Source organism: Kaistia algarum, assembly GCF_026343945.1.
Lineage (GTDB): Bacteria > Pseudomonadota > Alphaproteobacteria > Rhizobiales > Kaistiaceae > Kaistia > Kaistia algarum.
This window is the reverse complement of record NZ_JAPKNJ010000001.1, coordinates 2,527,698-2,548,457: the sequence shown is the minus strand read 5'-3', so window position 1 is coordinate 2,548,457 and position 20,760 is coordinate 2,527,698. Positions and strand designations below refer to the sequence as shown.

The 20,760-nt window shown below is 66.2% G+C and carries 22 protein-coding genes; 16 read left to right on the top strand and 6 right to left on the bottom strand.

The genetic code is table 11. The features are described from left to right. Positions 1–32: 32 nt before the first annotated feature. The 3 genes from OSH05_RS12275 to OSH05_RS12265 are packed head-to-tail and all read right to left on the bottom strand — an operon-like array spanning position 33 to position 3,579. A complete protein-coding gene (locus OSH05_RS12275) occupies positions 33–1,016 on the bottom strand; it encodes a cupin-like domain-containing protein (protein ID WP_104219638.1) in 984 nt (327 codons plus the stop codon). Beyond that, on the bottom strand, positions 1,013–2,143 hold the full coding sequence (locus OSH05_RS12270) for a GNAT family N-acetyltransferase (RefSeq protein WP_104219637.1): 1,131 nt from the start codon (positions 2,141–2,143) through the stop codon (positions 1,013–1,015). The genes OSH05_RS12275 and OSH05_RS12270 overlap by 4 nt, the downstream gene beginning before the upstream one ends. Continuing rightward, on the bottom strand, positions 2,140–3,579 hold the full coding sequence (locus tag OSH05_RS12265) for a lipopolysaccharide biosynthesis protein (protein ID WP_104219636.1): 1,440 nt from the start codon (positions 3,577–3,579) through the stop codon (positions 2,140–2,142). The genes OSH05_RS12270 and OSH05_RS12265 overlap by 4 nt, the downstream gene beginning before the upstream one ends. Positions 3,580–3,708: 129 nt before the next feature. Between OSH05_RS12265 and OSH05_RS12260 the strand changes: the two genes are divergently transcribed. The 11 genes from OSH05_RS12260 to OSH05_RS12210 all read left to right on the top strand — a co-directional run bounded on the left by OSH05_RS12260 (position 3,709) and on the right by OSH05_RS12210 (position 12,090). After that, positions 3,709–4,053: a sulfurtransferase TusA family protein gene (locus tag OSH05_RS12260; RefSeq protein ID WP_104219635.1), complete on the top strand. Its 345-nt coding sequence runs from the start codon at positions 3,709–3,711 to the stop codon at positions 4,051–4,053. Then, complete coding sequence (locus OSH05_RS12255) at positions 4,050–4,988, top strand: Gfo/Idh/MocA family protein (RefSeq protein WP_104219634.1); 939 nt, start codon at positions 4,050–4,052, stop codon at positions 4,986–4,988. The genes OSH05_RS12260 and OSH05_RS12255 overlap by 4 nt, the downstream gene beginning before the upstream one ends. 94 nt (positions 4,989–5,082) lie before the next feature. Then, positions 5,083–6,300 carry an extensin family protein gene (locus OSH05_RS12250; RefSeq protein ID WP_104219633.1) on the top strand — a complete coding sequence of 406 codons (1,218 nt, stop codon included), beginning with the start codon at positions 5,083–5,085 and terminating at the stop codon, positions 6,298–6,300. Positions 6,301–6,341: 41 nt separating this feature from the next. Continuing rightward, complete coding sequence (locus tag OSH05_RS12245; protein WP_104219632.1) at positions 6,342–7,175, top strand: SDR family oxidoreductase; 834 nt, start codon at positions 6,342–6,344, stop codon at positions 7,173–7,175. A 55-nt stretch (positions 7,176–7,230) separates the two neighbouring features. Beyond that, the gene (locus OSH05_RS12240) at positions 7,231–7,731 is read left to right on the top strand and encodes a TspO/MBR family protein (protein ID WP_104219631.1); all 501 of its coding nucleotides are present in this window, start codon (positions 7,231–7,233) and stop codon (positions 7,729–7,731) included. A gap of 102 nt (positions 7,732–7,833) precedes the next feature. Next, positions 7,834–8,025, top strand: a complete 192-nt coding sequence (locus tag OSH05_RS12235; protein WP_104219818.1) for a twin transmembrane helix small protein — start codon at positions 7,834–7,836, stop codon at positions 8,023–8,025. A 7-nt stretch (positions 8,026–8,032) separates the two neighbouring features. Next, a complete protein-coding gene (locus OSH05_RS12230) occupies positions 8,033–8,605 on the top strand; it encodes a cob(I)yrinic acid a,c-diamide adenosyltransferase (RefSeq protein ID WP_104219630.1) in 573 nt (190 codons plus the stop codon). Between the two features lie 8 nt (positions 8,606–8,613). Further along, the gene (locus tag OSH05_RS12225; protein ID WP_104219629.1) at positions 8,614–9,333 is read left to right on the top strand and encodes a rhomboid family intramembrane serine protease; all 720 of its coding nucleotides are present in this window, start codon (positions 8,614–8,616) and stop codon (positions 9,331–9,333) included. Positions 9,334–9,431: 98 nt separating this feature from the next. Then, the gene (locus OSH05_RS12220) at positions 9,432–10,181 is read left to right on the top strand and encodes an electron transfer flavoprotein subunit beta/FixA family protein (RefSeq protein ID WP_104219628.1); all 750 of its coding nucleotides are present in this window, start codon (positions 9,432–9,434) and stop codon (positions 10,179–10,181) included. Between the two features lies 1 nt (position 10,182). Further along, the gene (locus tag OSH05_RS12215; protein WP_104219627.1) at positions 10,183–11,121 is read left to right on the top strand and encodes an electron transfer flavoprotein subunit alpha/FixB family protein; all 939 of its coding nucleotides are present in this window, start codon (positions 10,183–10,185) and stop codon (positions 11,119–11,121) included. 87 nt (positions 11,122–11,208) lie between these two features. After that, positions 11,209–12,090 (top strand): 3-hydroxybutyryl-CoA dehydrogenase, encoded by an 882-nt coding sequence (locus OSH05_RS12210; RefSeq protein ID WP_104219626.1) that lies wholly within the window; start codon positions 11,209–11,211, stop codon positions 12,088–12,090. A gap of 139 nt (positions 12,091–12,229) precedes the next feature. Here OSH05_RS12210 and OSH05_RS12205 read toward each other — a convergent pair whose 3' ends face one another. Further along, positions 12,230–12,472: a type II toxin-antitoxin system Phd/YefM family antitoxin gene (locus OSH05_RS12205; RefSeq protein ID WP_104219625.1), complete on the bottom strand. Its 243-nt coding sequence runs from the start codon at positions 12,470–12,472 to the stop codon at positions 12,230–12,232. A 186-nt stretch (positions 12,473–12,658) separates the two neighbouring features. Between OSH05_RS12205 and OSH05_RS12200 the strand changes: the two genes are divergently transcribed. Then, entirely contained in the window at positions 12,659–13,855 is a 1,197-nt protein-coding gene (locus OSH05_RS12200) for an MFS transporter (protein WP_104219624.1), read from the top strand. A gap of 52 nt (positions 13,856–13,907) precedes the next feature. Here the strand turns inward: OSH05_RS12200 and tlpA are convergent, their stop codons facing one another. Further along, positions 13,908–14,567 (bottom strand): thiol:disulfide interchange protein TlpA, encoded by a 660-nt coding sequence (gene tlpA, locus OSH05_RS12195; protein WP_104219817.1) that lies wholly within the window; start codon positions 14,565–14,567, stop codon positions 13,908–13,910. A 51-nt stretch (positions 14,568–14,618) separates the two neighbouring features. Here tlpA and argH point away from each other — a divergent pair, with 51 nt between their 5' ends. The 4 genes from argH (at position 14,619) to OSH05_RS12175 (ending at position 20,334) form a co-directional block, all read left to right on the top strand. After that, positions 14,619–16,028: an argininosuccinate lyase gene (gene argH, locus OSH05_RS12190; RefSeq protein ID WP_104219623.1), complete on the top strand. Its 1,410-nt coding sequence runs from the start codon at positions 14,619–14,621 to the stop codon at positions 16,026–16,028. A 61-nt stretch (positions 16,029–16,089) separates the two neighbouring features. Continuing rightward, entirely contained in the window at positions 16,090–16,287 is a 198-nt protein-coding gene (lptM, locus tag OSH05_RS12185; protein WP_104219816.1) for an LPS translocon maturation chaperone LptM, read from the top strand. A gap of 122 nt (positions 16,288–16,409) precedes the next feature. After that, positions 16,410–17,678, top strand: coding sequence for a diaminopimelate decarboxylase (lysA, locus tag OSH05_RS12180; protein ID WP_104219622.1), 1,269 nt, complete (start codon positions 16,410–16,412; stop codon positions 17,676–17,678). A 178-nt stretch (positions 17,679–17,856) separates the two neighbouring features. Further along, complete coding sequence (locus OSH05_RS12175; protein ID WP_266352292.1) at positions 17,857–20,334, top strand: TIGR02302 family protein; 2,478 nt, start codon at positions 17,857–17,859, stop codon at positions 20,332–20,334. On the opposite strand, the gene OSH05_RS12170 is transcribed toward OSH05_RS12175, so the two are convergent. Further along, positions 20,328–20,741: a response regulator gene (locus OSH05_RS12170; protein ID WP_104219620.1), complete on the bottom strand. Its 414-nt coding sequence runs from the start codon at positions 20,739–20,741 to the stop codon at positions 20,328–20,330. The two genes, OSH05_RS12175 and OSH05_RS12170, sit on opposite strands and share 7 nt — an antisense overlap. Between the last annotated feature and the right edge of the window lie 19 nt (positions 20,742–20,760).

Genomic DNA, 20,760 nt, shown 5'->3' with positions numbered 1-20,760 from the left:
CGGCCCCTGGAAACGGGGCACCTGGCCGCGCGTCAGGCCCCATCCGTCTTCTTGCCCGACGAGCCGTCGCCGGGCTTGCCATAGAAATAATTGGCCTTACTGCCGAAAAGGAGTGCCCGGAGCCTTCGGCGCATGGCCTCGCTGCGGCGGAGCGGTTCCAGCGGCAGCCGGGCGAGATCATAGGCGGCGGCCTTGGCGGTATCGAGCCCCGGCCGGCGGCCGGGCGCCGATTGCGACCAGCCCATTTTTCTTAAGACGGCATTGGCGAAATAGAGCTTGTTGCGGCGGCGATCGGATGGCGATTTCCACGTGATCGCCATCGAGATCGACCAGTCACCACCCGTCCGGACCCAGTGCGGCCAAGTGTAGGGCAGAAAGAGCCCGTCGCCGGGCCCGAATGTGAAGACACGGCCCTTGGCCTCGAAATCATCGCGGTACGCATGGTTGCGGTGCTTGCCGGGATAGGTCTCCAGACCTTCCTCGTCGATGATCGAACGATCGCGATTGTCGAAGACGTGCATGAACTTCTGGCCGTGCAGATGCACGAAGAAGTTCTCCTCATAGTCGATGTGGAACGGCGTCACCGAATTCGCGGAGGACACAAAGATGAAGCCCATCGGCTCGGCCATTGCTCCCGGCTCGATACCGGCTGCCTCCGCCGCCTCGGCGAGCACTCTGTCGATCAGGGCTCGATAGGCGGGGATCGTCTCGACATTCTTGAGCACCAGCCAGGCGCCGGCCGTCTCGATGCGCCGCACGATCTCTTCCGGCTCAAGATCGACACCCGGCGTCTCGTCCGGCCGCTGGTTCGGCTGGAGGCGGCCCGAATTGAACTCGATCCGGTCGCGCGGCAGCTGCGTCGCCAGTGCCGCCAACGCTTCCAACTGCAACACCGCGTTTTCCGCGAGATCGTGGCGGAAGGTGAAGGGCTCCAGCGGGAAATGCGCACCGAGGACGCCGCTGTCGAATGTCAGAAGCGGCCCACCCGCTGGGACTTCGCGTGCCAATTTCGTCATGCCGCCGTCTCCTCTGCCGGACGCGACCGTCCGCGGCTGTGCTTCCAGGCCCGGTAGCGCCGCCTCGCCTCCGCCTCTGCCCGCGCCGCGGCGACGCCGAGATCAAACAGCGGCGATCCCCCGACCGGACCGACAGCGAGGACGCCGATGCGGATCCGCTCCGGCCAGAGCCCGTCGATCATCGGATGATCGGCGGCGGCGAGCGAGTCCAGGTTGGTTACCGTCGCATCGGAGAGCCACGCCTCGCTCGCCTCCAGCATCACCTGCACGCCGGGCGAGAACCGCGCGAATGCTTCGTCATGGGCGATCTTCCATGTTGCGACGAGTCCAGCCATGCGAAAGCTCACCAGCATGGCGACCGGGCTGCCGTCGAGATCGATGCAGTCGATCGTCACGGAGCCTTGCGGCGATCGCAGCATCGCGGCGAGCGCAAAAGCGCGGCTGGCCGGATCGGCGGCGAGCGCGGTGCGACGACGACCCTTCCAGCCCTCGGCCTCCAGCGCGAGGAACGCCATCACTGCCGATTCCAGATCCGGCCCCGGACCGACGCGTCGCGCCACGAGATGGCCGCTCTCGGCCAGCCGGCGCCGCTGCCTGGCGAATTCCTTGCGCCGGCGCCGCTCGATTTGCAGACGGAATGGCGTTTCCCCGCTCGAGCCACGCCGCAGGGCTGCCCGGCGATAGGCGCCGATCTCGGCAACGGGCCGACCCTCCGCCGCTGCGAAACGCCGGAGGATGGCGGCCGACGGGCCGTCGAGCGGCAGATCCGGGAAGAGCAGGATCGCGGTGCTTGCGTCTTTCGGGGCCATGGCGCGGACCAGCCTTTCGACGGCCTCGTCCGGAGCCTCGACATCGAGGAGTGGCGTCCCGAGTGGGCCGTAGCGATGCGTCCAGACCGAGACAGCCGGAGCGATCCGGCCAAGCCGGGTTGAAATGATCGGCGCCAGAGCCAGCAACCTGCCGCCGACTTCAGGAGCAGCCAGATGCACGCGTTCGTCGCCCAGATGCGCGACCGCCGCCGTCGTGATCGCCGGCGAGAAGAACGGATTGGCCTCGACGGACTTCCCGGCAAGGATCTCCCAGCCGGCGACCGCGGCACCCAGGGTCCCGCCCGCCAACGCCGTCATGTTGGATCCCCCTCGTCCGGCCTGCCGCGCGGCATGGAGCGGGAGCCGGTGACATGGAAGATCGAGCAATTGAGGCCGAGGCGCCAGCGTACGGCGAGATAGACCGCGACAGTCTCCAGCGTCAGAGCAGAGGCGGTGGCGAAGGCGGCGCCATAGAGCCCGAAACGCGGAATCAGGGCGTAGTTGAGCCCCAGATTGAAGAGGAAGGTGAGGGCATAGACGGCGGCGCAGATGCGCTGCTCGCCGGCCATGGTCAGGATGCTCTCCGCCGGCCCGATCGAGGCGCGCAGCAGCAGGCCGACGGAAAAGATGAAGAGCAGCGGATAGCCACTGGCGAAGCTCGGCCCGAACATAGAAAGCAGCAGCTTGCCGAAGAGCAGCAGGAGAAGGACGGCGGCGAGCGAGGGCCAGAAGGTCCAGTGCAGCGAATCGCGGATCACCGCCTCGAAGCGGATCCGGTCGCCGGACGTATAATATTGCGAGAAGCGCGGCATCATCGCCGCGCGGACGGCGAAATAGACGAAATGGACCAGCGCCAGCGTCTTCACCGCCGCGAAATAGACCGCCACCTCCTCCGGCGGGCGCAATTGCCCCACGATCAGAATGTCGACATTGGTCAGGAGATTGAAGAAGCCCTCGACCAGGAAGATCGGCAGCGCCACGGCGATCCAGTTCAACGAACGGTACCGGCGCAACCCGGCCGGAACGACGTGGCCAGCCCGCCGGCTGATGGCGAGCATCTGCCAGAGCGCTGTCAGATAGGTGGCGAGGATTGCCGCGACCATGCCCGTGACCGCGTCCGGCACGGCGCCGAGCAGGATCGCGCCATAAGTGAGCGCGATGATGAGAATCGGGCGGACGATGAAGGTCGGCCAGAGCGCGAGGTCCGGCCAGTTGAAGCCGCGCGCCAGGCCGTCCTGGATTTCGCCGATGGCCAGCATCGGCACGCAGATCGCCGCCAGATAGAGCGGCATGACATAGTAGCTCGCGAGCCTATCCTGCAGCAGCCAGATGCCGAGCACGCCCAGCCCGGCCAGCGCCGTCGCGGAGGCGATACCCTGCAGGCGGCTGCCGAGAATGATGCCGCGCAGGAGGTCGTGATCGCCGCGCTCGGCATATTCGGGAACGAAACGGACAACCGCCGTCTGGATGCCGAAGCAGGCGAGGCCGCCGATGATGACCGCGCCGACCCAGACGAGGACATAGACGCCATATTCGAAATCGCCCATCCAACGCGCCAGCAGGATCTGACTCGCATAGGCGATGACGGCGGAGACGATGCGGATCAGGAAGGCGGTAAGCGCGATGCGCTGCGTGACGGCCCGCTCGCCAGTGCCGAACGCTATGCTGTCGGCCCAGTCCGCCGGACGGGCCAGCCTCCGGCGGAGTGGAGCCGGCGCGAAGCGCTCGACGAATCCGGCGAAGGAAACCCGCAATTCCAAGCTCCAGACTGAACGTCGGCAAAGGCGCCGCCATTCGTCGCTACAATTATCTGCTTTAAGAAAGCGTTCGGCACGTGGCACGTCCAGCTTTGTGTGCCGCCGCAACGGGATTCGTCGCTAAGAATGCATGAAGAGATCGAAGCCTGGCAGAGGGACCGGACGCTCGACGCGATCGGCCTCGCCTGTCCGCTGCCGGTGCTGAAGGCGCGCAAGATCCTGGCAGGCATGCAGGCCGGCGAGCGACTGCTCGTCGCGGCCAGCGACCCCATGGCCGCGATCGATATCCCGCATCTGTGCGTCGAGGACGGCCACCGGCTGGAGAAGAGCGCCCGCCACCCGGGCATGGCCGGCGCGTGGCTCTATTTCCTCGTCGTGGTTGGCGATGGACCAAAGCGCGATTTCTCCCTAGGAGAAGAGGAAAGCGCGGCCGATACGCCGCAGGATGGAGCGGGAGGAGCCAACTCATGACGAAACGGCGCATGGCCATCATCGGCCTCGGCAAGATCGCGCAGGATCAGCATCTGCCGGTCATCGACAAGAGCGACGATTTCGAACTCGTCGCCGTCACCAGCCAGCGCGGGCTTGGCCATGGCGGCGTGCCGAGCTTCCGCACGCCAGCCGAAATGTACGCGGCGATCCCCGATATCGACGCCGTGGCGATCTGCACGCCGCCGGAGGTCCGCCACGCCATCGCCATCGAGGCGCTGGATGCCGGCAAGGATGTGATGCTGGAAAAGCCGCCGGCCGCGACCCTCTCCGAGTTCGAGGATCTGGTCAGCCATGCGCAGCGCCTCGGCCGCGTCCTCTTCGCCACCTGGCACTCGCAGTATAATCCTGCCGTCGACGAGGCACGCGCGCTCATCGCCGCGGCGGGGCTGCGCTCGCTCCGCATCGAATGGCGCGAGGATGTGCGCAAATGGCATCCGGGCCAGGACTGGGTGTTCGAGCCCGGCGGTTTCGGCGTCTTCGATCCCGGTATCAACGCGCTGTCGATCTTCGTGCGCATCCTGCCGGGAAGCGCCTTCGTGAAGAGCGCGGATCTGACCTACCCTGCCAATCGCCAGACGCCGATCGCGGCGAAACTCGCCTTTTCGAGCAACATCACCGGCGCCCTATTGCTCTCGGCCGATTTCGACTGGCGCGAGCAGGGCGACGAGAAATGGCACATGATGATCGAGACCGGCGACGGCCGCAGCGCTCGGCTGTTCAAGGGCGGCGCCGCGCTTTCGATCGACGGCCAGCTCGTCGCCGAGGCGCCGAGCGAGGAATATGAGCGCATCTACATCCGCTTCGCCGACCTATTGGCTGAGCGGAAGAGCGATGTCGATGCGGGCCCACTCCGCCTCGTCGCCGATGCGCTGATGGTCGGCAAGCGGCTCGCGACCGATCCGTTCGAATGGTAGGCTAAGCGCGGGGCAGACGGGGAGATCGACAGCGAGAGCAACTCTTGGCGCCGTCGGGCGTTGATCGTCGGGACAGCGGTGGAGAGGAAACGCGATGAGGCTTTCGAAGGCCGTCCGACGATCTCTTCCCGCCGCGCTCGCCGCTTTGCTGTGGCTCGGCGTTCTACCCTTCCCCGCAACGGCCCTGACGGCTGAACAGCTTTTCGAAAAGATCATTCCCCGCGTCCCGCCCAACGGCACGAAAAAGCCGGCAACCGGGCAACGCAAGCCGAAGGCGGTAACGCCGGCTCCGGTCACCGCTGTCCCCGGCATGCCGACGCCGCGATCGAAGCCGGCGGGCGAGGAACCGGCGGTCGAGGCCAAGGCCATCACCGCCTCCACCGCGAAGCCAGACAAGATTGTTGCGGCACCATCTGAGCCGTTGCCGGCTTCAAGCGAGCTGGCCGCTACCGCACGGCCCGTCGGGACGCTTTCAAAGAGCCTTTCGGCGGAAGAACTCGCCTTTGCGGCACCGATCAGCGCCTCACCGCTGCTTCCCGAGCCCGTTCCGCCACTCGATCCATCCCGTTCCTCGCTGGGCATCGTCCTGACGCCGGACGGCTCTTTGCCGCCCCCTCCGGGCATCGACCATGTGCCGAGCGATCCCGTCCCCGAGGAGGAGATCGAGACCGAAGCCCATGGCGACGGCACACCGCTGCCGCGCAGCAAGCCCGGCGTCATCCTGGCCGCGATCATCCCGCCGCGCGTGCCGCTCGTTCCGGAAGTGCTCACGGCCTGCCATTCGGCGATGACGGCGCTTCAGATCGCCGCAAAGCCCCTGCCGCCGGAACAGGACGGAGCCTGCGGTGCGCCGGACCCCTTTCAGGTCAGTGCTCTGCAGGATGGCAGGGTCGCGCTGCAGCCCGCGGCTACGATCAACTGCGAGACGGCAAGCATGCTGTCGAGCTGGATTTCACAGGATGTGCAGTCGGCCGCCCTCTCCGCCTATGGCAGCCGCGTCACGGCGGTTCGAGTACTGGATTCCTATAGCTGCCGCGGCCGCAACAATATTGTCGGCGCCCCCCTCTCCGAGCACGCCTTCATGAACGCCATCGATGTCGGCGCCTTCAAGATCGGCGACCGCTGGGTGACGGTCGAGAAGGACAAAGACCACACCGACAAGGACACAGACTTCATCCAGACGGTCCGGCAGGAAGCCTGCTCGCGCTTCATGACCGTGCTCGGGCCCGGCTCCGATGGCTATCACGAGAACCATCTCCATCTCGACATGCGCCATCGCGGCCAGCATGGTGACAGCCGCTATTGTCACTGAGCCGCCCGTTCCGACCGGCGGTAGGCCGCACCGGACGACATATGGTTGAACCTCGCACGATCCTGATCACCGGCGCCTCGTCCGGCATCGGCGAAAACGCGGCGGCGACGCTCAAGCTTCGCGGCTGGCGTGTCTTTGCCACGGCGCGCAAGGACGAGGATCTGGCCCGCCTGGCCGGTGCCGGCATCGAATCGGTGTTCCTAGATTATGCCGACGAGGCTTCCATCGAGGCCGCCGCCGATCAGGTCCTTACCGCCACCGGCGGCCGGCTCGATGCGCTTTTCAACAACGGCGCCTATGGCCAGGTCGGAGCGATCGAGGACCTGACGACGAATCTCCTGCGCCGGCAGTTCGAGGCGAATGTCTTCGGCTGGCATGCCCTGACAAGGCGCGTCATACCGGTCATGCGACGCCAGAACGCCGGCCGTATCGTGCAGTGCTCGTCGATATTGGGCTTCGTCGCCGGCAAATATCGCGGCGCCTATGTGGGCTCCAAACACGCCCTCGAGGGCCTTACCGACACACTGCGCCTCGAGCTTTCCGGAACCGGCATCCATGTCACGCTGATCGAACCCGGCCCGATCGCAACCCGCTTTCAGGAGAACGCCCTCGTCCATTTTCGGCAGACGATCGATATCGACGCGTCGCCGCATCGCGCCGACTATGAAAGCCAATTGGCGCGGCTTACCGGCTCGCGTGCGCCCTCGCGTTTCAAGCTCGGTCCCGAGGCAGTGACGGCGGCGCTGCTCCATGCCCTCGACAGTCCGCGGCCGAAGACCAGATATCGCGTGACGACGTTGACCAAAGGCGCGGCCCTACTGAAGCGCTGGCTGCCGGACAGGGTCCTCGACGCGCTGATCGCCCGCAATTCCTGAGGGAACGATCGCCAAGTCCGCGCGTTGAACGCCTGTTGCAGGCAGGATACCGAGCATGACCGAAACCATGGCCCGACGAAGCAAGCCGGAGTCGCTCGTCGTTCTCCTGATTGCTCTCGTCGTCTGTCTCGCTGCCGCCGCGATCGGATCCGCGCTGACCGTACCGGAAATTCCAATCTGGTATGCCGGACTGACCAAGCCATCCTTCAATCCGCCCAACTGGATTTTCGGACCAGTCTGGACGCTGATCTATGTGCTGATGGCGGTTGCGATCTGCCGGGTCTGGACACGGTCGCGTGGCACGGTGCGAAGCCGGGCCGCAGCCATATTCGCGGTGCAGCTTGTGCTCAATGTCGCCTGGTCGGCAGCTTTCTTCGCCGGGCACTCCCCCGGAGGCGGCCTTGTCGTGATCCTGGCGCTGCTGGCTGCCATCGTCGCAACCATCGTCCTCTTCGCCCGCATTGATCGCCTCTCCGCCTGGCTGCTCGCGCCCTATCTCGCGTGGGTGAGCTTTGCCTCCGTGCTTAACGCCGCCATCTGGGTGTTGAACGGATAGGCCGGAAGGACTCCTGCGCGCCCATGCGTCAGTTCGCAGGGCGCGCTCGCAATGGCTTCGGGACTAGGATGGATCCGTTCACATTTGCAGGACGGCAACACGATGACCGGCATTTTCCATTTCCTCATACCGATCGCGCTCGGGGCCGTGGCGATCGTGCTCCTCCTGGGCCTCTTCAACATGCTGCGTGGCGGCTCCCCCGACCGATCGCAGCGACTGATGCAGATGCGCGTCTTGCTGCAATTCGTGGCTGTCGTGGTTATGATGCTCGCGCTCTACTTCTCCTCCCGTTGAGGCTTTCATGGTCGTTCTGAATCGGATCTACACGCGGACGGGAGACGATGGCACGACCGGGCTCGCCAGCGGCGAGCGGCGGTCCAAATCCGATCTGCGTGTCGACGCCTATGGCACGGTCGACGAGACCAATTCGGTGATCGGCGTCGCGCGGCTGCATACAGCGGGCTTTGATCCGCTCGACGCCATGCTGCTGCGTATCCAGAACGATCTGTTCGACCTCGGCGCCGACCTGTCGCTGCCCGAGGCCGGCATGAAGCCCGGGCGCGAGGCGCTGCGCATTATCGAGGCGCAGGTGGTGCGCATCGAAAGCGAGATCGACGCGCTCAACGCCTCGCTGGAGCCGCTGCGCTCCTTCGTTCTGCCTGGCGGCAGCCCGGCGGCAGCCCATCTCCATGTCGCCCGCACCGTCGCGCGCCGGGCCGAGCGGCTGATGGTCGAGCTCGCCGCGCGAGAGGCCACCAACCCGGCGGCAATCCGCTATATGAACCGCCTGTCGGATTTCCTTTTCGTCGCGGCCCGATTCGTGAATGATCGGGGCGCCGGCGACATTTTGTGGGTGCCCGGCCAGAATCGCTGAAGGCCCGGATGTTTGTTCCGCTGCACGACCAGAACCCGCTGAAATACATTCGCTTTCCCTGGGCGACCCGGGCGATCGTCGTCATCAACGTGCTGATTTTCCTGTTCTACCAGCGCGGTGGCAACGCCGATGCCGAAGCGGCGTCGGTGATGTCCTTCGGACTTATCCCCTCAACGCTCACCGGCGTGCATATCCGCACGCCCGGCGTCTTCCATGCACCGGAATATCTGACCTTCATCACATCGAGCTTCCTCCATGGCGACATCTGGCACCTGACGGGCAACATGCTGTTCCTCTGGGTGTTCGGCGACAATGTCGAGGATGCGGTCGGTCACTACCGATTCATCCTGTTCTATTTTCTCTGCGCGATCGGCGGCGGCCTCGCCCATGTCGCGGTCGCGCCAGGCTCGGACCTGGCACTGATCGGCGCGTCGAGTTCCGTCGCGGGCGTCATCGCCGCCTATTTCCTGCTCCATCCGCGGGTGAAGATCTGGATCCTGCTCCTGTTCCGCATTCCCCTGCGGCTCCGGACGATCTGGGTGCTCGGCTTCTGGATCCTGCTGCAGATCTACAATTTTCTCTTCGGGCCACCGGGCGAGATTTCCTGGGCGGCGCATCTCGGCGGGCTGGTGACGGGCGGCCTGCTGATCCTCGTCATGCGCCGGCGCGGCGTGCCGTTGTTGGCCCGCGAGGAGCCGGAGCTGATCGCCGCCGAACCCGTGATTTGAACCCTTCCGGCCTGCCGTCGGCGCGTTGACTTGGTGAGGACCCGCCGATACGGTCCCGCGCCGCAATGGCTCGATAGCGCGAGGGGAATCACGTCGCCATGAAGATTTTGGTGCCCGTGAAGCGGGTCGTCGACGCGAATGTGAAGGTCCGGGTCAAACCCGACGGATCGGGCGTGGATCTCGCCAATGTGAAAATGGCGATGAACCCGTTCTGTGAAATCGCCGTCGAGGAAGCGCTCCGGATTCGGGAGGCAGGCGGCGCCAGCGAAGTCGTCGTCGTGTCGATCGGCACCGAAAAATCGGCGGAAACGCTGCGCACCGGCCTCGCCATGGGCGCCGATCGAGGCATTCTGGTCAAGACCGACGCCCCGCGCGTCGAGCCGCTCGCCGTCGCCAAGCTGCTGAAGGCCGTGATCGCCAACGAGGCGCCCGGCCTGGTCATACTGGGCAAGCAGGCGATCGACGACGACAGCAACCAGACTGGCCAGATGCTCGCCGCCTTGCTCGGCTGGCCGCAGGCGACCTTCGCCTCGAAGCTGGTCCTGGCCGATGGCCATGTCGAAGTCACGCGCGAGATCGACGGCGGCGCCGAGACACTGCGCCTGAAGCTCCCCGCCGTGGTGACGACCGATCTGCGCCTCAACGAGCCGCGCTACGCCTCGCTGCCCAACATCATGAAGGCCAAGAAGAAGCCGCTCGACGAGACGACGCCCGAGGCGCTTGGCGTTGACATCGCGCCGCGGCTGGAAGTGCTGAAGCTGGAGGAACCGCCGAAGCGGACCGCCGGTCTCAAGGTCGCGTCGGCCAGCGAACTGGTGGCGAAGCTCAAGGAAGCCGGGGTACTCTGACATGGCAACGCTCCTTCTCGCCGAACATGACGACAAGAGCCTCAACGAGGCGACCGCGCGCGCCTTGACCGCCGCCGCCGCGCTGGGAGCGCCGGTGGACATTCTTGTCGCCGGCCAGGGATGCCGCGCCGTCGCGGAGGCCGCGGCGAAGCTCCATGGCGTCAACAAGGTCCTGCTCGCCGACGATGATTCGCTCGCCCATCGGCGTGCCGAACCGGTGGCGGGGCTGCTGGTATCGCTCGCCGACGGCTATGATTCCATCGTCGCGCCTGCCACCTCCTTCGGCAAGAATGTACTGCCGCGGCTCGCCGCCCTGCTCGACGTGATGCAGGTCTCCGACATCACCAGGGTTGTGTCGGCGGACACTTTCGAGCGGCCGATCTATGCCGGCAACGCCATCGAGACGGTCCGCTCGCTCGATCCGAAGAAGATCATCACGGTCCGCATCTCGGCCTTCCCGGCGGTGGAAGCCGAGGGCTCGGCGCCGATCGAGACCGTCGGAGCGCCCGGCGACGCGCATCTTTCCAGCTTCGTCGGCGCGGATCTCTCCGTCTCGGAGCGACCGGAACTGGCAAGCGCCCGGGTCATCGTCTCGGGCGGCCGGGCTCTCGGCTCGGCGGCGAAGTTCGAGGAAGTCCTCGTGCCGCTGGCCGATCGTCTGAAGGCCGCCATCGGCGCATCCCGGGCGGCGGTCGATGCGGGCTATGCCGGCAACGACCTCCAGGTCGGCCAGACCGGCAAGGTGGTCGCGCCGGATCTCTATGTCGCGGTCGGCATTTCGGGTGCCATCCAGCATCTTGCCGGCATGAAGGACTCGAAGGTGATCGTCGCGATCAACAAGGATGGCGACGCCCCGATCTTCCAGGTGGCCGATTTCGGGCTGGTCGACGATCTCTTCACCGCGGTGCCGGCGCTCGTCGAAGCGCTGGGCAACGGATAGTCCGCCTTTCGCTTAGACGCCCATGGTTCTTTGGTCTAGATTGCCGTCCTTGCCGGACAGGACGGCGGATGGAGGGTCGTCGGAACCATGAGCAGCGCGATTTCGACGGTCGGAGTGATCGGCGCCGGGCAGATGGGCAATGGCATCGCCCATGTAACGGCCCTCGCCGGCTTCGACGTCTATGTCTATGACATCGCCGAGGAGCGGGTCCGCAAGGGGCTCGCAACGATCGACGGCAACCTGTCGCGCCAGGTTCATTCCGGCCGCATTTCGGAGGAAGACCGCAAGGCGGCGCTCGCCCGGGTCAAGCCCGCCATCACCGTCGACGAACTCGGCGTCTGCGACCTCGTGATCGAGGCGGCGACCGAGGACGAACAGGTAAAACGCAAGATCTTCACCTCGGTCTGTCCGGCCCTTCGGCCCGAGGCGATGCTCGCCACCAACACCTCGTCGATCTCGATCACCCGCCTCGCCTCGTCGACAGACCGGCCGGAGCGCTTCATCGGCATTCACTTCATGAATCCGGTTCCGGTGATGCAGCTCGTCGAGCTGATCCGCGGTATCGCGACCGAGGATGAGACCTTCAACGCGGCGAAGACCTATGTCGCGGCGCTCGGCAAGACCGTCACCGTCTCGGAGGATTTCCCCGGTTTCATCGTCAACCGCATCCTGCTGCCGATGATCAACGAGGCGATCTACGTCCTCTATGAGGGCGTCGGCTCGGTCGAGGCGATCGACGCTGCGATGCGGCTCGGCGCCAACCATCCGATGGGACCGCTGCAGCTCGCCGATTTCATCGGCCTCGATACCTGCCTCTCGATCATGCAGGTGCTCTATGAGGGGCTGGCGGATTCGAAATACCGTCCCTGCCCGCTGCTGGTGAAATATGTCGAAGCCGGCTGGCTCGGCCGCAAGACCCATCGCGGCTTCTACGATTATCGCGGCGAGGTCCCGGTCCCGACGCGGTAGGCGGGTTACGGCAATACTTCGACCGCCGCTTTCCGCGCCGCGCGCGCCAGTGCGTCATCAAGCGTCGCGCGGCAACCTGCGGCGCTCGTGCTCATCCTCGAAATGCCAGGCAAGCATCAGCGACGCGTCAATGACGAGGTCAACGCCGGCCTTCATCGATCAGATCGCCAATCTCGAGCCCGCCGAGCCTGACACCCTTGCTTGCCTCCAGAATCCGCGCCGCCGCCGCTCGCGCCTTGCCTTGGTCGGATCGTCCCGCCTCGGACACGAGGCGGGCGACAGGTTTGCCATGCCGCGTGATGACGACTTCCTCGCCGGCCTCGACAAGGTCCAGCAGAGCACCAAGTCGATTCTTGGCGTCGAAGGCACCGACTTCCCGCACGAGATGCTCCTTTTGATCCAGCCTATCTAGCTTAAGTTCGCCGAGATCGTATTCAAGCGCAGGGTGGGAGCGGGCTGGCAGCTACGCTCCGCAAATGCCCAAGGTGCAGCCTTCCGAACGAAATGGCGGGCGCGATCCACCTTGGCCGAGCTTCAGCTTCGCCATCCCCGATGATATACGCCCGGCATGACCCGGAAGCTCAATCCCCATGCCCTGTTTGGCCTCGTCGCCGCTTCGACCCTGCTCGGCATCGCCGGGACGGATCTGGTGCTGCCGGCCGTCCCCAGCCTGCCGCATGCCTTCGACAGCTCGGTCGAGAAGGCACAGATGGTGCTCGCCGCCTATGCGCTCGGCACCCTTGTCGGCCTCATCGCCTTTGGAGAGCTCGGTGCACGCCGGGATCCGCGCCGGTTGCTGATCTGGTCGCTCGGCCTTTTCACGGTGGCATCGATCGCAGCGACCTTTGCTCCTTCCATGGAGGGACTGATCGCGCTGCGATTGGCGCAAGGGGCGTTCGGGGCGGGACCGGCCGTCTTCGCCCCCGGCTTCATCAAGGGCATCTTCCCGGATGACCGAGCGGCCGCCGCAATCGGTCGGCTGGGCTCGATCGAGTCCCTGGCGCCGGCGCTGGCGCCCATCGCTGGCGCCTATCTGTTGACGCTGGGCGGATGGGAGGTGTCGTTCTTCGTGCTCGGCGGCCTGGGACTGGCCTTGACGCTGGTCCTGTGGGCGCTTGGCAAAGAACTGCCAGCCCGCACGGAAGCGTTGCAGAGCAACCAGACGTATTGGACGATCCTCGGCAACCGGAATTTCCTGCGCTACGCGCTCAGCCAGTCCTTCGCGCTGGGCGGATTGCTGGTGTTTGTCTTCGGCGCGCCGGCGGTCCTCGCCGGTCCGCTCGGCTTGGGAATCGAAGCGTTCGTCATTCTGCAGGCCGTCGGCATCGTCGCCTTCATCATCGGCGCCAATTTGTCGAGCCGTCTGGCCAATCGTTTCGGAACCGAGCGGATCATTTTCGCCGGCACCTCGCTTCTGGCAACGGCGTTTCTTCTCCTGTTGATCTATGCGGCGACGGGTGGAACCAGCCTCGCCGTAATCGTATCGATCTGGATCTTCGTCAATCTCGGCTTCGGCATCCGGGGGCCGATCGGTTTCCACCAGGCAATCCTCGCCGCCGAAGGCGATCATTCACGCGGCGCGGCCCTCGTCGTCGCCGGCATCCTCGGCACGGCCGCAGCGGGGACGGCGCTGATCGCCCCCTTCATTGCGCTCGGGCTATGGCCGCTTGCGCTGGGCGGGGCGCTTCTCACCGGCCTCGCCATGATCGTGCTCGTCGCGCTCCGACAGACGCCGCCGCGACGACTTGCTGGAACGGACGGCTGAAGATTCTCATCCGGGAAGCAGGGCCTGAACCTGCCCGAACCGCCGAGAGCCCTCAGACGCTCTTCCTTGCCGCGGCGATCAGCGCTTTCGCATCCTCGGAATTCCATTCCGCCGGGCCGGACATAACACCGAGCGCGCAGCCCTTGGCGTTGATGAGAACCGTCGTCGGCAGGCCGACGGCCATCGCCTGCGACTTGAGGCCGGTGAAGATCTTCGTCGTCGGGTCGGCATAGAGCGGCAGCGCCTTGACGCCGATCTCGGCCAGGAAGGCTTTCGGCTTCTCGGGGCCCTGCGTGTCGATCGAGACCGGCACGACCGCGAAATCGGCACTACCCTCCGCCGCCTCGAGGGCGTCGAGCGCCGGCATTTCCTTGCGGCAGGGCGCGCACCACGTGGCCCATAGATTGAGGAGAACGGTCTTGCCGGAGAATTCGGCGAGGGTCACCGCGCTGCCATCGCCCTTGGCGAAGGCGAGATGGGCGAGCGACACCGGCTCGGTCGCGACCTGGAAAGCGGCGACCTCGCCGCGCGCCAGCGGCGCCAGAAGGCCGGCCGCCTTCACCGCGGGAGCGCAATCGACACCCGCGACATCGGTGCCGAGATTGCCTTTCCGGCCTTCCTTCACGTATAGCACGCCAATCCCGGCCGCGATCCCGAGGACCGCCGCCAGGACGAGCACCGGCCACAGACGCGTCTTTCGGGGTCGCGACATGTCGCGCGCTTCGTTCATTTCGTCCTGCCTTTGAAGAGGTTTCCGAGGGTCATGAGCAATTCGATGTGGGGCGGCCGCTTCTCGGAAGGTCCGGCCGCGATCATGGAAGAGATCAACGCGTCGATCGATTTCGACAAGAAGCTCTATTCCCAGGACATAGAAGGTTCCAAGGCCCACGCCGCCATGCTCGCCCGCCAGGGCATCATCGGCGCGGACGATGCCGAAAAGATCGTGGGGGGTCTAGACACGATCCTGCGAGAAATCGAGGCCGGGACGTTCAAGTTCTCGCGCGCGCTCGAAGACATCCATCTCAACATCGAATCGCGCCTGAAGGAGCTGATCGGCGAACCGGCGGGCCGCCTGCACACGGCCCGCTCGCGCAACGACCAGGTCGCGACCGACTTCAAGCTCTATGTGCGCGACACGATCGACGCCATCGACGGCTCGCTGCACCAGCTGCAGGTCGCCCTCGCCGACAAGGCATTCGCCCATGCCGGTCAGGTCATGCCGGGCTTCACCCATCTCCAGAGCGCGCAGCCTGTCACCTTCGGCCATCACATGCTCGCCTATGTCGAGATGATCGCGCGCGATCGTGGCCGTTTCCAGGATGCGCGGCGGCGCCTCAACGAGAACCCGCTCGGCGCGGCGGCTCTGGCTGGGACTTCGTTCCCGATCGACCGCTTCGCGACTTCGGCGGCGCTTGGCTTCGACCGCCCGACCGCCAATTCGCTCGACAGCGTCTCCGACCGCGATTTCGTCATCGAGACGCTGGCCGCCGCCAGCCTCTGCGCCATTCATCTCTCCCGGTTCGCCGAGGAGATCGTGATCTGGTCGTCGGCGCAGTTCCGCTTCATCAAGCTTTCCGACAAGTTCACCACCGGCTCGTCGATCATGCCGCAGAAGCGCAATCCCGATGCGGCTGAGCTGGTCCGGGCCAAGACGGGGCGCATCATCGGGGCGCAGACGGCGCTTATGATCGTCATGAAGGGCCTGCCGCTCGCCTATCAAAAGGATATGCAGGAAGACAAGGAACAGGCCTTCGATGCGTTCGAAAGCCTGGAGCTCGCCATCGCCGCGACGACCGGCATGGTGCTCGACATGGAGCCGGAAGCGGCGACCCTGAAGAAGGCAGCCGGCTCTGGATTCTCGACAGCGACGGATCTCGCGGATTGGCTGGTTCGCGTGGCCGGGCTGCCCTTCCGCGATGCCCATCACGTGACCGGCCGTATCGTGGCGATCGCAGCCGAACGCGGCGTCGAGCTGTCGCGCGTGCCGCTGGACGACATGCGTTCGGTGCACCCGGCGATCACCGACGCGGTCTATTCGGTCCTGACGGTCGACAAATCCGTGAAGAGCCGTACCAGCTATGGCGGAACATCGCCGAAGAACGTCCGCTCGCAGGCAAAGCGCTGGCAACGCGCGCTGGCAAGAGAAGCGTCGCGGCGCACGGAACGGGGGTGACGCCGCATGACGATCGGATATGATGCACCGCCGCACCGAAGAGCCTGAGGAGTTGCCGATCTTGGCCGCCGCGACCCGCCTTGCCCTCGTCCTCGCCGCCCTTGCTCTCGCCGGCTGCGGCGTCAAGGGTCCGCCCGAGCCGCCGCCCGGCGGCGTTCAGGCCACCATGGCCGCCGAAGCGGCGAAAGCCGGCCAGAAGGTCGACACCTCGCAGCCGCTGAAGCCCGACAAGAAACTGTGGCTCGACTATCTGCTGTGACCACGGTCTGACCCGACCGGCGCCTCGCCGATTGCGCGGCGCTTGAACTTTTCTTCTTAGTCCGCCAATCGGAAGCGCATGAGCGTAAGCGTGCGCGAGCGATCTGGCGGGATTCAGGCACCATGAACCATTTCGAATATCAGGACGGCGTGCTCCATGCCGAGGACGTGCCGCTGCCGACGATCGCGGCGGCGGTCGGTACGCCGTTCTATTGCTATTCCACGGCGACCCTGACCCGGCATTTCCGCGTCTTCCGCGATGCGCTCGCCGGGCTCGATACGCTCGTCTGCTACGCCATGAAGGCCAATTCGAACCAGTCCGTGCTGAAGCTCCTCGTGCGCGAAGGCGCCGGCATGGACGTCGTCTCCGAAGGCGAACTGCGCCGCGCGCTCGCCGCCGGCTGCGCGCCTCAGAAGATCGTCTTTTCCGGCGTTGCCAAGACGGCGCGCGAGATCGCCCTGGCGCTGGAGACCGGCATCGGCTGCTTCAATGTCGAATCCGAGCCGGAGCTCGCCCGCATCTCCGAGATCGCGACGGCGATGGGCAAGGTGGCGGCGATCTCGCTGCGCATCAACCCGGATGTAGACGCGAAGACCCACGCCAAGATCACCACCGGCAAGGCCGAGAACAAGTTCGGCATTCCCTTCGAGCATGCCCGCGCCGTCTATGCCCGCGCCGCCAAGCTGCCGGGCCTGCGCATTGCCGGCGTCGACATGCATATCGGCAGCCAGATCACCGATATGGAGCCCTTCGACACGGCCTATGGCCTGCTCGCCGAACTGGTGCTGGCGCTGCGCGAGGACGGGCATGCCATCGATCATGTCGATTGCGGAGGTGGACTCGGCATCCCCTACCGCCTCGACGATGCGCCCCCGCCCGATCCGGTCGCCTTCGCCGCGATCGTCAGGAAGCGCCTGGGCAATCTCGGCGCCCGCATCTTCTTCGAACCCGGCCGCCTGATCGTCGGCAATGCCGGCATCCTGGTCTCCGAGGTGGTCTATCGCAAGGAAGGCTCATCCAAGACCTTCCTGATCGTCGATGCCGGCATGAACGACCTGATCCGCCCGACGCTCTATGAAGCGCATCACGACATCCGCCCCGTCCGCCTGCCGGCCGAGGATGCGCCGACCATGCGCGCCGATGTCGTGGGCGGCGTTTGCGAGACGGGCGACTATCTCGCCCTCGACCGCACCATGCCGGTCCTGAACCCCGGGGACCTGATCGCCGTGATGACGGCCGGTGCCTATGGCGCGGTGCAGAGCTCGACCTACAACACCCGCCCGCTCGCGGCCGAGGTTCTGGTCGACGGCGACCGCTTCGCAATCATCCGGCCGCGCCAGAGCTACGAAGCGCTGATCGGCATGGACGATATCGCGCCCTGGCTGGACTAGCGGCACCCCACGTCCGGCATCGGCGCAGGTGAAGCCTTGCCGCGGGGCTCGCCCCGCCCCAGCTATGTTGCTAGACTGACGACACGGATCGGCTGGGCGGGCGAAACGGATAAACGGGGCGTGGATGACCGAGCCGGCCGGCGAAACGTCGTTGAGCGGATCGGACGGGGAGCGGGCCATGCCGCACCCGGCTGAAACGCAGGCCCGACGGCGGATCGACGCCGCGACGGATCGTGCACGTCTCGTCCTGCTGTTCGAGCGGTTCTGGCCGCGCCTTGTGCCGATTTTCTGCGTCATCGGCCTCTTCCTCATCCTGTCCTGGTTCGGTCTCTGGTCGCGGCTGCCGGATCTGGCCCGTTTCGGCCTGCTCGGCTTCTTCGGCACCGTCCTGCTGTTCCTCGTCATCCGCCTCGGCGGCATCGCGATGCCATCGGCGGACGAGGCGCTGGCTCGCATCGCGCGGGAAAGCCCGGAGCCGCATCGTCCAGCGGTCGCCTTCGGTGACAAGCTGCCGCCGACTGAGGATCCGCTGACATTGGCGCTCTGGCGCGCGCATCGCCGACGCCTGGTCGAGAGCCTTCGCGTCGTGCGCGCCGGCTGGCCGTCGCCCGGCATGAATGCGCGCGATCCCTATGCGCTGCGCTTTCTCGTGCCGCTACTGCTGTTCATGACGTTTCTTTCAGCCGGCGCCGACCGCGCCGTGCGGCTCAGCGATGCCCTGCGGCCCACCCTGCCCGTCGCCGAGGCCGCGGCGCGGATCGATGCCTGGGTTACGCCGCCGACCTACACCGGCCAGCCGCCGATCTTCCTCACCGGCGATGCGGCCCGCGCCCCCAATGAGGGCAGCGCTATCCGCGTACCGTTCGGATCGGTCGTAACCGTGCGCATCTCGGACGACGCAGATCTCTCGGTCACCGCCGAAAACGCGACGGGCGGTTCGGTGCCGTTCGAAGCGGCTGCGCCGCTGGCGACCAAGGACGGCACCGCCGCCATGACGCTGGGCGAGCACCGCGTCGTTCTCCGATCCGATAGCAAGGTCGCGGTGAACCGCCGAGGCGGACCGCTGCTCGCCTGGAATTTCGCGGTCACGCCCGACCAGCCACCGAAAATCGAGTTGACGCGCGAGCCCGGCGCGACGCTGTCAGGCGCCCTGCAGCTTTCCTATACCGTCAGCGATGATTATGGCGTCCTCTCCGCCAAGGCCGTCATCGCGAAGGCGGAAGGTCCGGGGAATGACGCGGCGCGTCCGCTCGTGGCACCGCCGGAACTGCCGCTGAACCTGCCGCGCCTCCGCATGCGCGAGGGAACCGGCGAGACCATCCGCGATCTCTCCGCCCATCCCTGGGCCGGCGCCAAGGTTCGCATGAGCCTGGAAGCGACCGACGAGGCCGGCCAGACCGGCAGCAGCGCGCCGGTCGATTTCACCCTGCCCGTCCGCCAGTTCACCAACCCGCTCGCCAAGGCCGTCGTCGAACAGCGCCGCAATCTGGCCCTCGACGCCAATCGGGCCGGCTATGTCGCGACCGCCCTCGACGCGATCACGATGGATCCCTCCAAATTCGACAGCGACGGCGTCTATCTCTCGCTGCGCGCCGCCTATCACCGCATCACCGGAGCACGTGACGACGATGATTTGCGCTCCGTCGTCGATTTCCTCTGGGAGATCGCGCTCGGCATCGAAGACGGCGATCTGTCGCTGGCCGCGCAGGATCTCCGCGCCGCGCAGGAGGCGCTGAAGCAGGCGATCGAGAACGGCGCTTCCGACGCAGAACTCGACAAGGCGATGAAGGATCTTCGCGCCGCGATGGACAAATATCTGCAGGCGCTGGCCGAGAATGCGCAGAAGAACCCGTCGGCGAGCCCCCAGCCGATGGACAAGAATGCGCGGGTGATGAGCCAGCAGGACCTCGAAAAGATGCTGGACCAGATCGAGAATCTCGCCAAGACCGGCTCGCGCGAGGCGGCACAGCAGATGCTGAGCGAGTTGCAGCAGATGATGGAGAACATGGAGGCCGGCCGCCAGCAGGCCCAGCAAGGCGATGGCGGCGAGATGAGCCAGGCGCTGGACAAGCTCGGCCAGATGATCCGCCGCCAGCAGCAGCTCATGGACCAGACCTTCAAGATGGACCCCGACACCGATGGCAGCGGACCGCCTCCGCCCGAAATGACCCCCGAGGAGCGCCAGAAGCAGATGGACGCGCTGCGGCAAGGCCAGCAGGACCTCTCGAAGATGCTGGAAGATCTGCAGAAGCAGATGCAGGGCCAGGGCATGCAGCCGGACGGCAAGCTCGGCCAGGCGGGACGCGCCATGGGCGAGGCGACGGACCAGCTCGGCCGGGGACAGCCCGGCCAGGCGGTCGGCCCGCAAGGCCAGGCCCTGCAGGCGCTGCGCGACGGCGCCAAGGGCCTTGCCGAGCGCATGGCCCGCCAAGGCAGCACCGGAACACGGCAGGGCGGCACCATGCCCGGACAGGATCCGCTCGGCCGCCAGCAGGTCGGCCGCGGCAACGACCTCGGCTCAAGCGTGAAGGTGCCGGACGCGATCGATACCCAGCGCGCCCGCGAGATTCTCGACGCGATCCGCCGCCGGCTGGGCGATGCCGCCCGGCCGCTGATCGAACGCGACTATCTCGAAAGGCTGCTGCAGCGCTATTGAGCGAAGGCCGCGGCGGGCGAAGCCGGCTCGCAGGCGGCGATCGCCGCGCGGAGAGCCACCTGGACCGCGTGGCGGATCTCGGCCAAGGAGAACGGCTTCTGGACCACGTCATGGACGATGCGATCGAGCCCCTCGGCCCGCTCGCGCTGATCGGCGTAGCCGGTCATGAGCAGAATGGTGAGATCGGGGAATTCCGGCGCCGCCTCCTTGGCGAGCGCGATGCCATCCATCATCGGCATGCGGATATCGGAAAGCAGCAGGTCGAACGCGCCCTCCTCCCGGCGGAGCGTCTCCAGCGCATCGGCGCCGTCCTCTGCCGTGACGATACGGTGGCCGTCGAGCGTCAGCGCCCGCGCCACGAAGCTGCGGACCGAATCGTCGTCTTCCGTGACCAGAATTCGCGCCATTACCGATCTTCCCCCGAAA

Bases quoted from the DNA above. Each gene is read 5' to 3' on its own strand.
- OSH05_RS12275 (WP_104219638.1), bottom strand. From the start codon at position 1,016: ATGACGAAATTGGCACGCGAAGTCCCAGCGGGTGGGCCGCTTCTGACA.
- OSH05_RS12270 (WP_104219637.1), bottom strand. From the start codon at position 2,143: ATGACGGCGTTGGCGGGCGGGACCCTGGGTGCCGCGGTCGCCGGCTGG.
- OSH05_RS12260 (WP_104219635.1), top strand. From the start codon at position 3,709: ATGCATGAAGAGATCGAAGCCTGGCAGAGGGACCGGACGCTCGACGCG.
- OSH05_RS12255 (WP_104219634.1), top strand. From the start codon at position 4,050: ATGACGAAACGGCGCATGGCCATCATCGGCCTCGGCAAGATCGCGCAG.
- OSH05_RS12250 (WP_104219633.1), top strand. From the start codon at position 5,083: ATGAGGCTTTCGAAGGCCGTCCGACGATCTCTTCCCGCCGCGCTCGCC.
- OSH05_RS12245 (WP_104219632.1), top strand. From the start codon at position 6,342: ATGGTTGAACCTCGCACGATCCTGATCACCGGCGCCTCGTCCGGCATC.
- OSH05_RS12240 (WP_104219631.1), top strand. From the start codon at position 7,231: ATGACCGAAACCATGGCCCGACGAAGCAAGCCGGAGTCGCTCGTCGTT.
- OSH05_RS12235 (WP_104219818.1), top strand. From the start codon at position 7,834: ATGACCGGCATTTTCCATTTCCTCATACCGATCGCGCTCGGGGCCGTG.
- OSH05_RS12230 (WP_104219630.1), top strand. From the start codon at position 8,033: ATGGTCGTTCTGAATCGGATCTACACGCGGACGGGAGACGATGGCACG.
- OSH05_RS12225 (WP_104219629.1), top strand. From the start codon at position 8,614: ATGTTTGTTCCGCTGCACGACCAGAACCCGCTGAAATACATTCGCTTT.
- OSH05_RS12220 (WP_104219628.1), top strand. From the start codon at position 9,432: ATGAAGATTTTGGTGCCCGTGAAGCGGGTCGTCGACGCGAATGTGAAG.
- OSH05_RS12215 (WP_104219627.1), top strand. From the start codon at position 10,183: ATGGCAACGCTCCTTCTCGCCGAACATGACGACAAGAGCCTCAACGAG.
- OSH05_RS12210 (WP_104219626.1), top strand. From the start codon at position 11,209: ATGAGCAGCGCGATTTCGACGGTCGGAGTGATCGGCGCCGGGCAGATG.
- OSH05_RS12200 (WP_104219624.1), top strand. From the start codon at position 12,659: ATGACCCGGAAGCTCAATCCCCATGCCCTGTTTGGCCTCGTCGCCGCT.
- tlpA (WP_104219817.1), bottom strand. From the start codon at position 14,567: ATGTCGCGACCCCGAAAGACGCGTCTGTGGCCGGTGCTCGTCCTGGCG.
- argH (WP_104219623.1), top strand. From the start codon at position 14,619: ATGAGCAATTCGATGTGGGGCGGCCGCTTCTCGGAAGGTCCGGCCGCG.
- lysA (WP_104219622.1), top strand. From the start codon at position 16,410: ATGAACCATTTCGAATATCAGGACGGCGTGCTCCATGCCGAGGACGTG.
- OSH05_RS12175 (WP_266352292.1), top strand. From the start codon at position 17,857: ATGCCGCACCCGGCTGAAACGCAGGCCCGACGGCGGATCGACGCCGCG.
- OSH05_RS12170 (WP_104219620.1), bottom strand. From the start codon at position 20,741: ATGGCGCGAATTCTGGTCACGGAAGACGACGATTCGGTCCGCAGCTTC.